Origin of the sequence: Peribacillus sp. NPDC097895 (assembly GCF_050277555.1) — a bacterium.
GTDB lineage: Bacteria > Bacillota > Bacilli > Bacillales > DSM-1321 > Peribacillus.
In genome coordinates, this window is record NZ_JBNNSH010000001.1 from 1085779 (window position 1) to 1103651 (window position 17873).

Annotated in this window: 15 protein-coding genes; 14 read left to right on the plus strand and 1 reads right to left on the minus strand. The window is 39.8% G+C overall.

Features of this window, described 5'->3' with window-relative positions:
- Positions 1-46 precede the first annotated feature (46 nt).
- The 14 genes from ACQKMH_RS05215 (at position 47) to ACQKMH_RS05280 (ending at position 15580) form a co-directional block, all read left to right on the plus strand.
- On the plus strand, positions 47-922 hold the full coding sequence (locus ACQKMH_RS05215; RefSeq protein ID WP_427586372.1) for a superoxide dismutase: 876 nt from the start codon (positions 47-49) through the stop codon (positions 920-922).
- A 450-nt stretch (positions 923-1372) separates the two neighbouring features.
- Positions 1373-1936, plus strand: a complete 564-nt coding sequence (gene ahpC, locus ACQKMH_RS05220; RefSeq protein WP_057217417.1) for an alkyl hydroperoxide reductase subunit C — start codon at positions 1373-1375, stop codon at positions 1934-1936.
- Positions 1937-2108: 172 nt separating this feature from the next.
- A complete protein-coding gene (locus ACQKMH_RS05225) occupies positions 2109-3755 on the plus strand; it encodes an FAD-dependent oxidoreductase (protein ID WP_427586373.1) in 1647 nt (548 codons plus the stop codon).
- 163 nt (positions 3756-3918) lie between these two features.
- On the plus strand, positions 3919-5079 hold the full coding sequence (locus tag ACQKMH_RS05230; protein ID WP_427586374.1) for a D-alanyl-D-alanine carboxypeptidase family protein: 1161 nt from the start codon (positions 3919-3921) through the stop codon (positions 5077-5079).
- Positions 5072-5665, plus strand: a complete 594-nt coding sequence (locus ACQKMH_RS05235) for a nucleoside recognition domain-containing protein (protein WP_427586375.1) — start codon at positions 5072-5074, stop codon at positions 5663-5665. Before ACQKMH_RS05230 ends, ACQKMH_RS05235 begins: the two co-directional genes overlap by 8 nt.
- Position 5666: 1 nt before the next feature.
- Entirely contained in the window at positions 5667-6206 is a 540-nt protein-coding gene (locus tag ACQKMH_RS05240) for a spore maturation protein (RefSeq protein WP_427586377.1), read from the plus strand.
- Between the two features lie 275 nt (positions 6207-6481).
- Positions 6482-7222 (plus strand): pseudouridine synthase, encoded by a 741-nt coding sequence (locus tag ACQKMH_RS05245; RefSeq protein WP_427586378.1) that lies wholly within the window; start codon positions 6482-6484, stop codon positions 7220-7222.
- 215 nt (positions 7223-7437) lie between these two features.
- The gene (resA, locus tag ACQKMH_RS05250; RefSeq protein ID WP_427586380.1) at positions 7438-7968 is read left to right on the plus strand and encodes a thiol-disulfide oxidoreductase ResA; all 531 of its coding nucleotides are present in this window, start codon (positions 7438-7440) and stop codon (positions 7966-7968) included.
- Positions 7969-7986: 18 nt separating this feature from the next.
- A complete protein-coding gene (gene resB / locus ACQKMH_RS05255) occupies positions 7987-9636 on the plus strand; it encodes a cytochrome c biogenesis protein ResB (RefSeq protein WP_427586381.1) in 1650 nt (549 codons plus the stop codon).
- The gene (ccsB, locus tag ACQKMH_RS05260; RefSeq protein WP_427586382.1) at positions 9629-10807 is read left to right on the plus strand and encodes a c-type cytochrome biogenesis protein CcsB; all 1179 of its coding nucleotides are present in this window, start codon (positions 9629-9631) and stop codon (positions 10805-10807) included. Before resB ends, ccsB begins: the two co-directional genes overlap by 8 nt.
- Positions 10808-11106: 299 nt before the next feature.
- The gene (locus tag ACQKMH_RS05265) at positions 11107-11823 is read left to right on the plus strand and encodes a response regulator transcription factor (protein ID WP_427586383.1); all 717 of its coding nucleotides are present in this window, start codon (positions 11107-11109) and stop codon (positions 11821-11823) included.
- The gene (locus ACQKMH_RS05270; RefSeq protein ID WP_427587517.1) at positions 11823-13613 is read left to right on the plus strand and encodes an ATP-binding protein; all 1791 of its coding nucleotides are present in this window, start codon (positions 11823-11825) and stop codon (positions 13611-13613) included. The genes ACQKMH_RS05265 and ACQKMH_RS05270 overlap by 1 nt, the downstream gene beginning before the upstream one ends.
- Positions 13614-13830: 217 nt before the next feature.
- Positions 13831-14391, plus strand: coding sequence for an RNA polymerase sigma factor SigX (sigX, locus tag ACQKMH_RS05275; protein WP_427587518.1), 561 nt, complete (start codon positions 13831-13833; stop codon positions 14389-14391).
- Positions 14357-15580 carry a GerMN domain-containing protein gene (locus ACQKMH_RS05280; protein WP_427586384.1) on the plus strand — a complete coding sequence of 408 codons (1224 nt, stop codon included), beginning with the start codon at positions 14357-14359 and terminating at the stop codon, positions 15578-15580. Before sigX ends, ACQKMH_RS05280 begins: the two co-directional genes overlap by 35 nt.
- A gap of 128 nt (positions 15581-15708) precedes the next feature.
- Here the strand turns inward: ACQKMH_RS05280 and serA are convergent, their stop codons facing one another.
- Complete coding sequence (gene serA, locus ACQKMH_RS05285; protein WP_427586385.1) at positions 15709-17283, minus strand: phosphoglycerate dehydrogenase; 1575 nt, start codon at positions 17281-17283, stop codon at positions 15709-15711.
- Positions 17284-17873: the final 590 nt, after the last annotated feature.

Genomic DNA, 17873 nt, shown 5'->3' on the forward strand with positions numbered 1-17873 from the left:
ATACTTTGATGATTTATGTGCCATAAGGTTACAAGGAGGTTGTAAGATGTCTGAAGAAAGAGAGTACGCAAAAGAGGTAAGTGATTGGATTGACGAGATCATGGAATATCTTGAGAAGATCGATATCACCGATTCGAATTTGTTGTCAAATATTGAACGGCTTTCCCAGTGGACCAAAGATTTGGATACGGAAGAAATAGATTATGAAGATATGGTCCTGATTGAAGAAGAGATGACTCGGGTCTACGGGGAAATTGAAGAAATCGCTAGAGATTACGGTATACAGGAAAGGCAATCAGTACCAATTGGGAAGCATACGCTACCGCCGTTACCGTATGCCTATGAAGCGTTGGAACCGACGATTTCAAGGGAAATCATGTACCTGCACCATGATAAGCATCATCAAGCCTATGTCGATGGTCTGAATAAAGCGGAATTGATGATGAAAAAAGCGAGGGAAACGAATGATTTTTCCTTGTTGAAACATTGGGAAAAGGAAGCAGCCTTTCATGGTTCGGGTCATTATCTTCATACATTATTTTGGGAAGTGATGATTCCAGGAGGAGGCGGGCAGCCAAAGGGAGACTTACTTAGACAGATTGAACAGGACTTTGGAAGCTTTGCAACTTTTAAAAATCAGTTTAGTGAAGCGGCCAAACAGGTTGAAGGTGTTGGCTGGGCGATTTTAGTCTGGGTTCCACGTGCCAGGCGTCTTGAAATACTTCAATCGGAACTGCATATGGTTTTAACCCAGTGGGATACGATTCCAATCCTTGTTCTGGATGTGTGGGAACATGCTTATTACCTGCAATATAAAAACAATCGGGCAGCCTATGTGGATAAATGGTGGGACGTGGTAAACTGGCCGCAAACAGCTGTAAGGTTCACCGAAGCGAAGAAGCTTATTTGGAAAAAACAATAACGGATAAAAATGAAAGAATGACATAGGATAGCCAATTCAAAGAGCCGGGCCGTGATGGTTCGGTTTTTTTTGCTGAAATCATGTATGAAGAATCATTTAGGGAAAAAATGGCAATGATATAAAGAAGTGGCCTTTCAATTAAAAATTGGATGAAAAAGAGCTATTGATTCTCATTTAAAGTTGATTATTTGATTGAAAAGGGGGCGATAAAACCATTTGAAATAATGAGCTTGTTTCTTATTTTTTACTCTTGAAATAACATTGGAAAGGTTTGAAATATGCTATTTTGTAGTACCATGCCTTTTTAAAATTAATTAATTTATATCAATATAAAAACTGTGACTAATTTGTGAACTTAAAAATTATTAAGGTATATTTATTGACTAGTTTCTATTTAATAATTATTATAAATAGGAGCGTATTAAAAAAAAGCTATTGGAGGAATTTATTATGTCATTGATCAATAAACAAGTTGAAGATTTTAAAGTACAAGCTTACCATGCAGGAGAATTCAAAGAAGTTACACTTGAAGATGTTAAAGGAAAATGGGCAGTATTCTTTTTCTACCCAGCTGACTTCTCATTCGTATGTCCAACTGAATTAGCTGACCTTCAAGATAACTATGAAACATTCAAAGAAATTGGTTGTGAAGTTTACTCAGTATCAACAGATACTCATTTCAGCCACAAAGGATGGGCAGATGCTACTGATACAATCGGTAAAATTCAATATCCTATGTTAGCAGACCCAGCAAACGTCTTATCCCGTCAATTCGGTGTTTTGATTGAAGAAGATGGATTAGCTCTACGTGGAACTTTCATCGTAAATCCAGAAGGACAAATTAAAGCATACGAAGTGAATGACTTAGGAATTGGCCGTAATGCTGAAGAACTTGTGAGAAAAGTTCAAGCTGCACAATTCGTAGCAGAACACGGAGATAAAGTTTGCCCAGCTAAATGGACTCCAGGTGAAGCGACGCTAGAACCAAGCCTAGACCTTGTAGGTAAACTTTAATTCTTAATGGAAAAATCCATTACTCCGGTTAATGGACCCATGATTATGATAATGGGGACAATTCGTTCCTGACAAGTATCTAATGACAAAAGGCACTTAGCTAAAATAAGTGCCTTTTGTTTTTCAAAATAATCAGGTTAGCACATATTATTATTCAGCTAGGAGAACAAATATGAAAAAAATATATGATCTATTAATTATTGGTGGCGGCCCTGCTGGCCTCTCAGCGGGCGTATATGCAGGAAGAGCCAAATTAAAGACTATAATTCTTGAAAAAGGCACTGGGGGCGGACAAGCCGCAACTACATCTGAAATAGCCAATTATCCTGGAATCCGCCATATTTCAGGCCCAAGATTAGTTGAAGAAATGAAGCTTCAAAATGAAGATTTTGGAGTAGAATTCGCCAAAGCGGATGTAACGGGCGTGGATTTCTCTGGTGAGGTAAAAGTCGTTAAAACTCTTGGTGGAGACTATCATGCACGGGCTGTCATCATTGCAACAGGTGCTACTCCGAGAACTCTAGGATTTCCAGGTGAAGAGGAATTTACCGGGCGTGGCGTAGCATATTGCTCAACCTGTGATGGTGAATTCTTTGAAGGATTGGAAGTTTTCGTTATCGGGGCAGGATATGCAGCAGCTGAAGAAGCTATCTTCCTGACTCGTTTTGCCACAAAAGTTACCATCATTGCACGGGAATCAAGCTTCTCGTGTGCCCCTTCCATTGTTGATAAAGTAATGGCAAATGATAAGATTGAAGTGAAATTCAATACGGAGATCCTTGGGGTGCATGGAGATGGAATGATTCAAAGTGCCCGTTTCATCAACAACGAGACTAAAGAAGAATTTGAATATAAGGCGAAGGAAGAAGACAATACGTTTGGAGTATTCGTATTCATTGGTTACGAGCCTAAAACAGAGATTTTCAATGGCCATATCGAAATGGATCATGCTGGTTACATTCTCACGGATGATGATATGAAAACGAATGTGAAGGGTGTATATGCAGCGGGAGACTTAAGGCCAAAATCCTTGCGCCAGATTATCACAGCTGTATCTGACGGAGCGATTGCTGCAACGGATGCAGGTAAATATATTGAAGAAGAAAAAGATCGCTTAGGCATTAAAGATGAGCCTGAGGTTGAAAAGCCGGCGAAAAAAGAACAGGCCGCAGTCCCAGCAGGAAAGAGCTCTTTATTAAGTGATGCGTTACGCGGCCAATTAAAGGGAATCTTCGGCAAGATGGAGAAAGAAGTAACATTGGTGTCCATCGTCGATGAAAGTTTGCCAAAATCAGTCGAATTACGCGACTTCTTGTTGGACGTTGCGGAATTAGGCGACAAGATTCATCTTGAGTTATACAACAAAGGGGAAAATGAGGAAATTGAAGAAAAGATCAATGCAGATAAGTTCCCTGTCGTGTCCTTATTAAATTCGAATGGTGAATACAGTGGGGTCAAATACCACGGCGTACCAGGTGGACATGAGTTGAATTCCTTCATTTTGGCTATCTACAACCTGGCTGGACCTGGTCAAGCTTTGGATTCAGCCGTCTTGAGTTCAATTAAAGGAATCAGTAAAAAAGCGAACATCAAAGTGATGGTTTCATTGTCATGTCACTACTGTCCAGACGTTGTAGTGGGCGCACAACGCATTGCTATTGAAAACCCTAACGTTGAAGCTGAAATGGTCGATATAAGCAATTTCCAGGAAATTAAAAAGAAATATAAAGTCATGAGCGTGCCGGCTATGATCATCAATGATGAAGAAGTGGTATTCGGAGCTAAGAAAATTGATGAAATCGCAGCATTGTTAGTATGATAGAACACTAAATCGATAGGGGGCTGTCCCCCTATCGATTTTTTTATTGGAATTGACCATTGAAAATCAGAGGATATCATGGGGGTTACATTCTTTTTATTCATAACCCTTGTCCCTTTGCATAAACTTGTACAAAAACAAGTAAAGAGACGAGGGGGCACTCATGCGTTTTCGATATAAAGGGTTATCAAGTCTGTGTATTGTCATTCTCCTGCTGTCTTTTATGGCACCTGTACAAAGCGCCAACGCAAATGTAGCCGTCAGTGCCCACAGCGCGATTTTGATGGATGAGGATAGCGGAAGGGTCATTTATGAAGTGAAAGCTCATGAAAAAAATCGCATAGCAAGCATTACGAAAATAATGACGGCTATCTTGGCTATTGAATCGGGACAAATGGATGAAACGGTAAAGATAAGTAATAATGCCTTCGGGACGGAGGGTTCTTCCCTTTATTTAAAAGAAGGAGAAAAGATTAAGCTCGAAGATTTGGTTTATGGCTTGATGCTGCGTTCAGGAAATGATGCAGCAGTCGCAATCAGCGAAAAGGTTGGTGGAAGCTTGGATGGATTCGTCTGGATGATGAATCAAAAGGCAGAAGAAATCGGTATGAAGGATACCCATTTTTCAAATCCACATGGTCTGGATAATACGGAAAACCATTATTCAACCGCATATGATATGGCTATACTGACTCGTTATGCCATGCAAAATGAAACATATGTAAAGATTGCCGGCACCAAGGAGCACAGAGCCCATAATTCAACAGAACAATGGGATTATATCTGGAAGAACAAAAATCGCCTTCTTACACAATTATATGAGTATTGCACAGGTGGGAAAACAGGGTATACCAAACTAGCAAAACGCACCTTGGTCACGACGGCAACAAAAAAAGGGCATGACCTGATCGCAGTGACATTGAATGGCCCTGATGATTGGAATGATCATATTCAAATGTACGAATCCGCTTTTAAGGATTATAAGCCAACGGAAATTTTACCTGAAGGCATGGTAAAAAATATGCAAAATAAAACGTATGAAGGGCATGTTTACATTAAAAATGATTTTTCGTATCCACTCACGAAAGATGAAAGAAAATTGGTCGATGTGAAAATGAAATTGTTGAAACCGCAGAAAGCTTGGAAAGATAAAAGGAAAATACCGGATGTTGTCGGGAGAGCTTCCATCTACCTCGATGGAAAGAAAATAGGTACTCGTTCGATTTTTTATGGGGAATCAAAAGAAAGCTTCAAACAACAATCATTCCAATCATCATGGGCTGAGGTGTTCGAAGCAGTATTGGGAATCGAACGCAATGGTTAATTACATTTGGGTTGGAATGACTGTAATCGGGATTGTATTTGGCATGATTAATGGGACGATGGATCAGGTGAATGAGGCTCTTTTTGTCAGCGCAAAGGAAGCGGTCACCCTTTGTCTGGGTCTTATGAGCATTCTTGTTTTTTGGTTAGGTTTGATGAAAATAGCGGAGGAATCGGGACTGCTTGATAAACTATCCATCTTGTTCAAGCCATTCATGAGATGGCTATTCCCTGAAGTTCCTCCTAATCATCCCGCTATGGGGTATATACTATCGAATATGATGGCAAACACATTCGGTCTGGGTAATGCGGCTACGCCACTTGGTATAAAAGCAATGGAGCAGCTAAAGAAACTAAATGGCGGTAAAGCAACGGTCAGTCGATCGATGGTCACTTTTTTAGCGATCAATACCTCAAGCGTAACGTTGATTCCGACGACAGTCATCGCAATCCGCATGAATTACGATGCCCACTCCCCGACGGACATCGTTTTTCCGACTATAATAGCTACGGCCATTTCTGCCGTTGGAGGAATCGCGATAGATCGATATTTTTATTACAGGAGAAAGAGGAGCGGGAGGGAATAGGATGTTGCACTGGATGACCACTATCTCGATTTGGATGATACCGATTTTGATTCTCTCTATATTACTGTACGGTACATTGAAAAGAGTCCCCACCTATGAAACTTTCGTCGAGGGAGGGAAAGAGGGGATTAACATGTCCTTTTCACTTATCCCTTTCCTGGTAGGGATGCTTGTTGCCATTTCAGTATTTAGGGCATCAGGGGCATTGGACTTCATTGTACAATCACTAAACCCATTGCTTTCCCTGCTTCATTTTCCGTCAGAGGTTTTACCGCTTGCGATTATTAGACCAATATCAGGTACGGCCGCTTTAGGTATGACCAGTGATCTGATATCGGTTTATGGTCCGGACTCCTTTGTTGGACGCCTAGCTGCCACGATTCAGGGAAGTACAGACACCACCTTTTATGTATTGACCGTTTATTTTGGAGCTGTCGGAATAAAAAAAATGGGAGATGCCCTTAAGGTCGGCCTTTTGGCAGATTTGGTCGGTATCATAGCAGCCGTTATCGTCGTCACACTGGTTTTCGGAATGAATTAAGAGAGGAAACGGGCAATCCCGTTTCTTTTTTTTGTCTTTTTTCTTGGGATCAAACTTACATCTAAAAGAAACATTTTTTTGTATGGAAAAAAAAGCTATGTTACACTCATTATGGAAACTAAACCATTTAACCATCTCAGATTTGGTGTAATAATAAAAGAAAAGCTCTTAATCGCGAAAAACCTTTTGTTTTTGCCACTCTATATGTAATAATTGTATGATTGTGTATGTATAGACACTAACAAACGAATGATTATACTATGGGGTGAAGATAGATGGAACGATTACAAAAGGTGATAGCACATGCTGGACTGGCTTCCCGTCGGAAAGCAGAAGAGTTGATTTTAGAAGGTAAGGTAAAAGTGAACGGTAAAGTAGTGAAGGAATTAGGTGTGAAGGTGGGTCCTAATGATAAAGTTCAAGTTAATGAAGTCCCGCTTGAAAAAGAAGCTCCTGTTTATTTCGTATTCTATAAACCGCGCGGTGTCATTTCGGCAGTTTCGGATGATAAGAATAGAAAAGTGGTAACGGATTATTTCCCTTACATCAATGAACGGATTTATCCAGTTGGCCGCTTGGATTATGATACTTCCGGTTTGTTGATTTTAACCAATGACGGAGAATTTGCCAATACGTTAATGCATCCGAAGCATGAAGTAGATAAAGTGTATGTGGCAAAAGTGAAAGGGATGCCTTTGCGTGAAAGCTTGAAAAAGTTGGATAAAGGTATCAAGTTGGAGGACGGCAAGACTGCTCCAGCCAAAACTAGAGTATTGTCTACCGACAAAAATAAGGAAACGGCCATTGTTGAAATCACAATACATGAAGGCAGAAACAGACAAGTCCGCCGGATGTTTGAGGCGATTGGTCATCCTGTCATTAAACTGAAGAGGGAACAATATGGATTTTTGACCTTGGACGGTTTAACTGCAGGAGATTCCCGGGAACTGACTCCGCATGAAGTTAAATTAATGCGAACTTTAGCATCGACCGATCCTAAACAACGGAGAATGTAAGAAAGAATTTTTCAATTATTAATAGGTTGAAACCACTACCCCATTCTTCCCATGGTGGAAGAATAGGTGGTGGAAAACAGTCTGTAAATACAATTTCTTTCATGAAGCAAGCAGGAATGAAAGTCATAAAACCTTCGGAAATGTAATTAAAAGGGACATGGTGGTAGATGGTATAATGGTATGGTTAAATTTGGTGTGGACTTAGGAGGATTTCTATGAATAAAAAGAAGCGACGCCTAATAAGCAGGACCATCATTCTTTTGCTTTTAGGTGCAGCTTTAGTGTTTGCCCTTTATACGAACTTCACTAAAGATAAGAATGAAAGTTTGAGAAAAGGATCCGATGCACCCAATTTCGTTTTGACGGATATGGAAGGTAAAGCGCATAAACTGTCCGATTACAAAGGGAAAGGCGTCTTCCTGAACTTTTGGGGTACATATTGTAAGCCGTGTGAGTATGAAATGCCTTATATGCAAAATCAGTATAAAAACTTTAAAGACCAGGGCGTGGAAATATTAGCCGTTAATGTCGGGGAATCTGACTATGCTGTCAATAATTTCATTACAAAGCATGATCTTACCTTTCCTGTCATGATCGACAAAGGCAGGGAAGTGGAAAATGCCTATCGCGTGGATATTTTGCCAGTCACCTTTTTGGTTGATAAAGAAGGTAAAGTGATAGATATCATCACCGGAGCTTTGACAGAAGAGAGCATCCAAAAGCATATGGAGAGAATTAAACCATAATATTGGGGAGTTTTTGACATGAAAGAAGTAAAATGCGATTGTGGTCATGTAAATCCGTTTGGCACAAAAATTTGTGGGAAATGCGGGATGTTGCTTGGTAACGACAAAGAAAACAAGCTTATTGATATGCGATATGAAGGAAGTGCAAGGCGTTCACAAACCTATCAAAAAACGTTCATTGATAAAATATGGAACTTTTTTTCTTCCGTAAAGGTAGGAGTGACGCTCATTGTCCTTGCTTTGGTCGCTTCAGCTATCGGGACGATTTTACCTCAGGAAATGTACATCCCTTCAACTGCGACGCCGGCAGAGCATTATGAACTTGAATACGGCTGGGTCGGAAAGTTGTATTATGAACTCGGATTTCATAATTTGTATAGTTCATGGTGGTATTTGATTATCATTGGCATGCTGGGCATATCACTTTTGATTGCCAGTATCGACCGTTTTTTTCCTTTATATCGATCTTTAAAAAACCAAGGGGTCACTCGTCATGATGGTTTCATGAAACGGCAGCGGATTTATGGAGTGACGAAGCTTGAAGACCAAGATATAAACCTTGAAGAAGTAAAGAATCGACTAAAAAGGCAGCGTTATCATATACGAGAGGAAAACGGTCATATACTTGCCGAAAAAGGTCGATTTTCACGTTGGGGACCCTATGTAAATCATATTGGACTTATCATTTTTTTAATTGGAGCATTATTGCGTTCTGTCCCTGGGATGTACATCGACAAAGTCCTTTGGCTCCGGGAAGGCGAGAGAAAAGAAATCCCGGGTACCAATGGCGAATACTATCTCCAGAATAATGAATTTACCTTGGACGTGTATGACAAAGGAAATGAAGAAGATGAACAATTTAGTGCTGCAATAGATAAAACAGGTACGATAGTTAAAACCTATCAATCCGATGTCACACTCTATCAGCGCAAGGGAGAAACCATACCAGGGGAAAAAGTGGATCTTGAAAAGCTTAAAGATTTTAAAATCAAAGTCAATGAACCTCTGAAACATGATCATTATGCCCTCTACCAAGTAGATTATAAACTGGATGAACTCAGTACGATGGCTTTTAATTTAATGAACAAAAACACAGAAGAGAAGTTTGGCAGCTTAAAGGTTGATTTGAATGATCCTCAAAAGAAATACGATTTGGGTAAAGGTTATTCTGTTGATTTGATCAGCTATTTCCCCGATTTCGAGTTCGATGAAAAAGGTGAGCCCAGAACGATATCGAAGATTCCGAATAATCCAGCATTTATCTTTAAAATGCATACACCGGACAAGCCTGAGGGTGAAGTCAGTTTTGTAGCCATTAAAAAAAATGTGGAGCCATTAGGGGAAAACACGTATAAAATGGCTTTTAGTGGTGTGGAGACGCAAGACGTCACGGCTTTGACCGTTAGGAAGGATTTAACGCTTTGGATCCTTTTCTCGGGTGGAATCATTTTCATGGTGGGTGTGGTCCAAGGTTCGTATTGGAATCACCGACGTATATGGATTAAGAGGAAACACGATGAGATATTGATAGCCGGCCATACAAATAAAAACTGGCACGGTATTAAAAGAGATATAAAACAAGCGTTAGAATCCACATCTCTTGGCGAACCAACGGATCAACTTGAGGAGGAGAAATCTTCTACAAAGGGGGAAGCTTTAAATGGCTGAAGTAAGCAGTAACTTTTTATATGCAGCTTTCTTATTATATCTTGTCGCTACCTTTTTATTTGGAGGGGCGATAAAGGATAAACGGGGAGCGGAGGAAAAGAAACAAAATAAATGGGCTAAACTGGGGATTTTCATCACCATTCTCGGTTTTGCTGCGCAAATAGGGTATTTCATCACAAGATGGATTGCTGCCGGCCATGCCCCGGTAAGTAACCTGTTCGAATTTACGACCTTTTTCGGAATGATGCTGGTCGGTGCTTTCATTTTAATTTATTTCCTTTATAAAACACCTGCACTTGGGTTGTTCGCTTTACCGATTGCGTTATTGATAATCGCATATGCAAGCATGTTTCCTACAGAAATAGCGCCACTCATACCTGCTTTGCAGAGCGATTGGCTTCATATTCATGTGACGACGGCAGCGGCAGGACAGTCGATCCTAGCGATAAGTTTCATTGCAGCCATCATTTATCTGGTTAAATTCGTCGATCAAACACAATCCAGTAAAAGAACGTTCTGGCTAGAATTCATCATGTTCACATTAGTAAGCGCTCTTGCTTTTGTCATCATCACCTCAACTTTTTCAGCGATGGATTATAAAGCGAATTTTGATTGGGTCGATAAACACGGTGCGGAGGTTAAACAGGAATTCAACCTACCTGCTTTAGTGGGTCCCAATGAAGGGAAACTAATTGAGCCGGATCGGTTTGAACCGATGGTGAGCATGCCTCCACTGATCAATGCTAAGAAATTGAATACTGTCATTTGGTCAATCGGAATGGGACTCGTCCTTTATGGTCTAATAAGATTGATTGCGCGTAAAAGGGTGGCAGCATTGATAAAACCGATCGTTAAAAATGTGAATTTGAATTTATTGGACGAGATCAGTTATCGTTCAGTCCTTATCGGTTTTCCAATCTTTACACTCGGTGCACTTATTTTTGCAATGATCTGGGCTCAAGTGGCTTGGACAAGATTCTGGGGCTGGGACCCAAAAGAGGTCTGGGCACTCGTTACCTGGTTGTTTTATGCAGCTTTCTTACATCTGCGTATGTCTAAAGGGTGGCAAGGGGAAAAATCAGCTTGGCTTGCCGTCATCGGTTTTGCCATCATGATCTTTAACTTGATATTCGTTAATCTTGTTATTGCTGGTTTGCATTCATATGCTTGATTCTGTATTGTAATAGTTAGATGAAGGGGGTCTTTTGATAGAAACGTCGAGGAGATGGTTTATCGATTTTTCTGGAGAATGATCCCTTTTTCTGTCCCTCACTTTAAAAGGATATAACGGTTTTAGAATAGCCACTTTGAGTTAGTGGGGGAGCGGTGGAAGTCATTTTATTGTGACAATATGGTGAAAAGTTCATAGAACCCATACGAAATTGTCTTTTTAACGTACTTTGGAGGGAAAAATTATTAGTCATGGAAGTATTCATTTTGTAGAATATAAGATAGGAGGCTGATTACATAATGTATAATGCTATTACTATTCTCGTGGTGGATGATGAGGAAAGAATCCGCCGGTTGTTAAAGATGTATTTGGAAAGAGAAGACTACATAATTGATGAAGCTGAAAATGGAGAAGAGGCTTTATCAAAAGCCATTGAAAATGATTATGATTTAATCTTATTGGATATTATGATGCCTGGTAAAGATGGAATAGAAGTTTGCCGTGAGTTAAGGGAGAAGAAAACAACACCCATTATCATGCTGACGGCAAAAGGTGAAGAAGTGAACCGGGTTCAAGGGTTCGAAGTGGGGACCGATGATTATATCGTCAAACCGTTCAGTCCCCGTGAAGTTGTGTTAAGGGTCAAAGCTTTATTACGGCGTTCTTCAAACACTAGTTATATGCAGACCGAAACGACGGCAAAAGATGTGATTGTCTTCTCGCATTTAACCATTGATAATGATGCCCATCGTGTACTTGCCGATAATAAAGAGGTTTCTTTAACGCCAAAAGAATATGAATTATTATATTTCTTAGCGAAATCCCCAGATAAAGTATTCGATCGGGAGCAACTGTTAAAAGAAGTATGGCACTATGAATTCTTTGGAGACCTTCGAACTGTTGACACGCATGTTAAACGCTTACGTGAAAAATTAAACCGCATATCCGAAAACGCAGCCAAGATGATTGTCACTGTTTGGGGTGTAGGTTACAAGTTCGAAGTCATGAACGACTGATGATGCTATGGGGAAGTGTTGTAGGGAAGCTTTGGGCAACGATTCTATTGCTTGTGTCGTTTGTATTAATCGTATTAACCGTTTTGCTCGTCGAGTTTTTTGAGAATTTCCAAATTGAAAATATTGAAAATGATTTAACCAAAACGGCTGAACAAATCATCAAGGTGACAAATGATCATCAAGGATCTAACACGGATGTTTTACAAATAGCTTCAGAATTAATAGGCAACGAAACGAAAATGATCATTCTAAACGATGACAAAATGATTTTCTCATCCATTGGTGATACGGAGATTGATATCACTCCGGAATCCATTAAGAATGACTCCGAATTGCGCAAGGTTTTTACGGAAAGAAAGACAGTAAAAAAGGAAATGGCTCTATCCGATGGAAAGGGGAACCAGGAATTATCCGCAATTGTAGTAGGGGTTCCGCTTGAACTGAATGGGGAACAGGATGAAGTTTTCTTATTTCAATCGTTGGAATCCATGGAAGAAACGACTAAATCCACTACACAGTTCATTTTATTGGCCGCAGGGATCGCCATTATCTTGACAACGGTTTTTGCTTTCTTTTTATCGACTAGAATCAATGCCCCATTGGTGAAGATGAGGGAAGCCGCACTAGCCATCGCCCGGGGGAAATTTGATACAAAGGTGCCAATCTTGACACAGGATGAGATCGGTGAGTTGGCCATAGCGTTCAATCAGATGAGAAAGCAACTGAAATTCAATATAAATGCACTTAGCCAGGAAAAAGAACATCTTTCTAGCATTCTTAGCAGTATGGCTGATGGGGTCATTACATTCAATAAGGATGGCACAATTCTTGAAACGAATCCCCCAGCGGAAAGGTTTCTCCAATCCTGGTACTTTGAAAAAGGCTATAACCGGGAAGATAATGTGAATGTCCCGTTGGTGTTGATGAACCTTTTTGATGAATCAGAGTCCTTCGATAAGGAGCGAATTGGTGAAATTACCTTGCAAGGTCGCGATTGGGGATTGATTGTCAGTCCATTATATACCAATGGCGACAATATTCGGGGAGCGGTGGCCATCATACGGGATATTAGTGATGAAAGACGAATGGACAAACTAAGAACGGATTTCATAGCAAATGTCTCCCATGAGTTAAGAACGCCGATTTCAATGTTACAAGGGTATAGTGAAGCGATTGTAGATGACATTGCAAGCAGTGAAGAGGAAAAGATGGAAATGGCCCGAATCATCTATGATGAGTCTTTGAGAATGGGACGTTTAGTCAATGATCTACTCGATTTAGCAAGATTGGAATCGGGAAAAATGAATCTTAGCTACGAACGTGTGCCCATTTCTTCCTATTTAAAGAGGATTACAAGTAAGTTTTCCGGGCCGGCCAAGGATAAAGGGATTTCGATATCCACGGTTCTTCAAGACGATGAAATCGAATGGCATTTTGATCCTGACCGCATTGAACAGGTTTTGACGAATTTAATTGATAATGCAATTCGACATACTCCTCCAGGAGGAAACATTGATGTCATTCAGAGGACAAGTGATCGAAGAGGTCTGATCATTGATGTGAAGGACTCTGGATCGGGTATTCCCGAAGAAGATTTACTTTTTGTTTTCGAGAGATTTTATAAAGCGGACAAAGCAAGGACCCGCGGACAGTCAGGTACCGGATTGGGATTGGCAATCGTAAAAAATATCATCAATGCCCATGATGGCTACATTTCGGTAAACAGTTTACCTAATAAAGGGACAACATTCAGTTTTATCCTGCCTCGAATTATGGAAAATGCTGAATGAATAACGGGTAGCTTGCCAGAAAATCTTGTTTCATAAGAAACTGTGAAGACAAAGGCAATTGGATTCATTTCCAACTTGTCTTTGTTTTTTTTAGGAAGCAAGATAAGAAGTCTTGGATTTGTGGAAATTAACGGTACTTTATAATAAGATTAAAGCCAAAGAATGTAACTTTTATGTAAGAATGACGACTATATTTATGAACGGATGTGGGGAAATGATGGATTCCGTTTTCCACGATCTTTATGAAAAATATCATCAGGAAATTTATCAATTCATATTTTATATGACCAAAAATCGAGAAACGGCAGAGGACCTTGTTCAGGAAGTCTATATCCGGGTTATGAAGGCATATGAACGGTTTGAAGGAAAAAGCAGTGTAAAAACATGGATTTATTCGATTGCAAGAAATGTGACGATTGATTATTTTCGGAAACAAAAAGGGTGGAAGGACAAAATCTTTTCTAACTTTGATTGGGATAGGCAATTGATTATAGATACTCAGCCCATTCCGGAAGAAGTGGCTATTATGAACGATGACATCCAGGATATTTATCGATGCTTAAACAGATGTACCACGAATCAAAGATCCGTCATCATTTTACGATATATATCTGGCATATCAATAACAGAAACCGCTGAAGTATTGAACTGGAGTGAAAGTAAGGTAAAAACGACCCAACACCGTGCGTTAAAGGCGATCAAAAAGATGATGGAAGATTTATCAGGAAAGGAGGGACACCGCATTGAGAAAATCCCATTGGAAAGAAAACGAAATTGAAGACATGTTGCGCGAGCTTCCAAAAGTAAAAGATGAACGAACCAAGGCAGAGGTGTTTGCGAGAATACATGATAAAAAGAGAAAGAAACATTGGTTACCCTTAATTGCGGGCGTTGCCTCCTTATTTTTAATGGTAGTTTTGGCGTCATCAATCATTATTGGAAAAGAAGGAACTACAAATCAAGAGGACACCGGCGAGAGTGGAAAATTATCCATTTCAGAAAGTAAGGAAATGTCAGAGTCAAAACAACAGGGTGCAAAAATTAATGAGAATACTTCAGAAGATAAACAGGGGAATCAGGAGTTTTTGAGTAAGCAAGCAGAAAGTGAATCTAAAGACGAGGTTTCACAAATAAAACCTTTTAAAAAGGACAAGGAAAAAACCTTCGCACATGCGATTTATCAGGACGACCTAAAAAATGAATCGACCATTACCATGGGTGTACCAGATGATCATATGAAAGTCATCGTTCCCATTTCTATCAAACTCAATCTCTTTGACAGAACGGATACACTGAATCAGTTAGTGAATCAAATGTCCGATATCAATGAAGAGCAATATGGGCTATCTGACTATTTTCCACTTGATATAAAAATTAGCCAAGGAAACGATATGACCACGGCTCATATCGAGTTTCAAGAAAACAGCCAATTATTGGATGATGATGCACTGTTTCTCCATTCGATGGAAGAAACGTTTTCCTATAATAGTATAGAGAAGATGACGTTTGCTACAGATGGTAAGCAAGGTGCAATGTTTTTACATGCGGGATTTTTAAAGGAGGCGGAGGTACCTCAACAAAAAAATCGCACATACCTTCTTTATCAAAAAGATGAAACCTCTCCACGGTTGCTTGTTCCAAGCAAAAGGGATTATCAGGATTTTGAGGAAGCCCTTCAAGCGGGAAAAGGTGAGCAGGATATAGAGGGAATAAAACCTGCAATCCCGGAAGACATGAATTGGGACAATATAAATTCAGAGGGTGGCCTTGTGACCATTCAATTATCAGAGCATGCGGCTATTGAAAATAGTGAGGAATCTCTTCAAGCTTTAGAAGCCATACTCTTCATTGCTAAGGATTTTGGTTTTAAAAAAGTCAAGTTTGAAAACGCTCCTATTGAAAAGGTGGGTCGTCTGAATTTAACTGACGACATAGTAGTGCCTAAAGCACCGAACCAAGTGAATTGATGCAGGGACAGGGCTAAATGATGAGGATCCGTGCCGTATTTGTTCAGAATAAAGGATTGGAGTTAAAAACACACTAATCATTGTATGCAAATAGAAAAGTGCCCTCTTCTAGCGGGCACTTTTTCTTCTTATAATGAAATGCGGGCCAAGAATGTAACTTCTTCTGTTTCCATTAAAAATTGCTTCATGTTGTCTTCTAATGGTTTATCAAAGCTTAAAACCATGATGGCTTCCCCTCCAGCTTCTTTTCGACCGACCTGCATGGCGGCAATGTTCACACCGTGATCTCCAAGCACCTTACCTACGTTACCGATTACACCAGGTTTATCGGTATGCTGGATATATAGTAAATTTTCTTCCGGTTGAAAGTCGATTTTGAAGCCATTCAAACTTACAATTCGAGAACCGTAATTTGCGATATACGCTCCACTGATTGTTAATTCACGGTTATCACCTTTTACCTTAAGGCTGATCAGGTTAGAGTAACCTAAAGAATCCGAAGAGATCTTTTCCCCAACTGTGATGCCACGCTCTTTTGCGACCAGTAAGGCATTAACCTCATTGACGGATGCATCAACTCTTGATTTGAAGAAACCTGAGATTAAACTTTTTGTCAAAATCGCTGTATCGAAGTCCAATGATTCTCCTGCATACGTAACAGATATTTCCTGAATACCTTCTTTCATGCACTGAGAAGCAATGGATCCCATTTGCTGGACGAGTTGATAGAAAGGTTGAACTTTTTCAAACACCTCTTTAGAAATGGCTGGAAGGTTGATAGAACTCGAGACTGGATTTCCCTCGAAATAGGTCAGTACTTCTTGTGCGACCTGTACGGCTACGTTCAATTGGGCTTCTTTTGTAGATGCCCCTAAATGAGGTGTAGCGATGACACTATCCAGTTCAAGCAGTTTATGGCCAAGTGGAGGTTCTTCGACGAAAACGTCCAGTGCAGCCCCTGCTACATGACCTGCAACTATCATTTCATATAAATCATCCTCATCTAGAATTCCACCGCGGGCACAGTTCAGGACATAAACGCCTTTTTTACAGGTAAGCAGTTTTTCTTTATTGATTAATCCTCTAGTTTCATTCGTTAGAGGTGTATGTACAGTAATGATATCTGCTTTAGGAAGCAAATCATCTAAGGGAAGGGATGTTACGGACATTTTCTTGGCACGATCAGCAGTAAGGAACGGATCATATACAATGACATCCATACCAAACACTTTAGCACGTTTGGCAATTTCCCCTCCGATACGGCCAAACCCAATAATTCCTAACGTTTTACCGCGAAGTTCCGTTCCTGTGTATGAAGATCGTTTCCACTCCCCATTCTTCAGAGAAGCATAAGCTTGCGGAATATGACGCATTAACGAAGCCATCATAGCAAATGTATGTTCAGCTGTTGAAATGGTATTGCCGTCAGGTGCATTAACCACGACTATCCCGCGTTTTGTCGCAGCAGGGATGTCTATGTTATCGACACCGACACCAGCGCGTGCAATAATTTTCAACTGTGGCATACGGTTCATTAAGTCTTCCGTTACCTTCGTTGCACTTCTTACAAGTATTGCATCAATCTGATCAAGTTCGCTTGCCGCTTCCTCTACTGTCTTCTGAATAAGAAGAATATTGGATGCCTCTGATAGCGGTCCGAGTCCTTCTGGTTTGATGGCATCTGCCACTAAAATCCGATACACGTTAAACACCTTCCTAGGTAAAGAATTATCTTAAATTTCAGTTAATTTTACAATTGAACTGTTGATTATGTCAATTTGGCATTTCTTGATGTAAGCGCTTAAAACAATGATTAATATTGGTATTGTTTGTTCAAGACCGCAGTATTAATGACTTTATCATTAATTGCCTAAAAAAGAAAAAAATTTGATTATTTAAAATTGTCATTTAAAGACATCAACTTTTATTCGGTTAATATCGATTCCAAATGACAATCAAAGTTCATATTAAATGGATCATCCAAGAAAAAATGCTATTCAAAAAAAGAATTTCAGATATAAGGGGGAATTTGTGATTATTAAAGTAAATGGTAGGGGATTAAAGGGTACATTAGTTAAGCATCTCATCCAACGCTTTCAAGGCATCGACTTGTATATTAGCATCAGTATGAGAGTAAGTATCCAAAGTTACCTTAATGGATTTTGTCCTTGTAGCTCCTAAGCGACTTTAGGATGGACATTGGCACTAAATACAAGTGATGCGCAAGAACGAAAAAAGATTGATTAGCGGATGGAAAGGCTGGTAAAGAAACTTTGGATTTTTTTCGTTATCT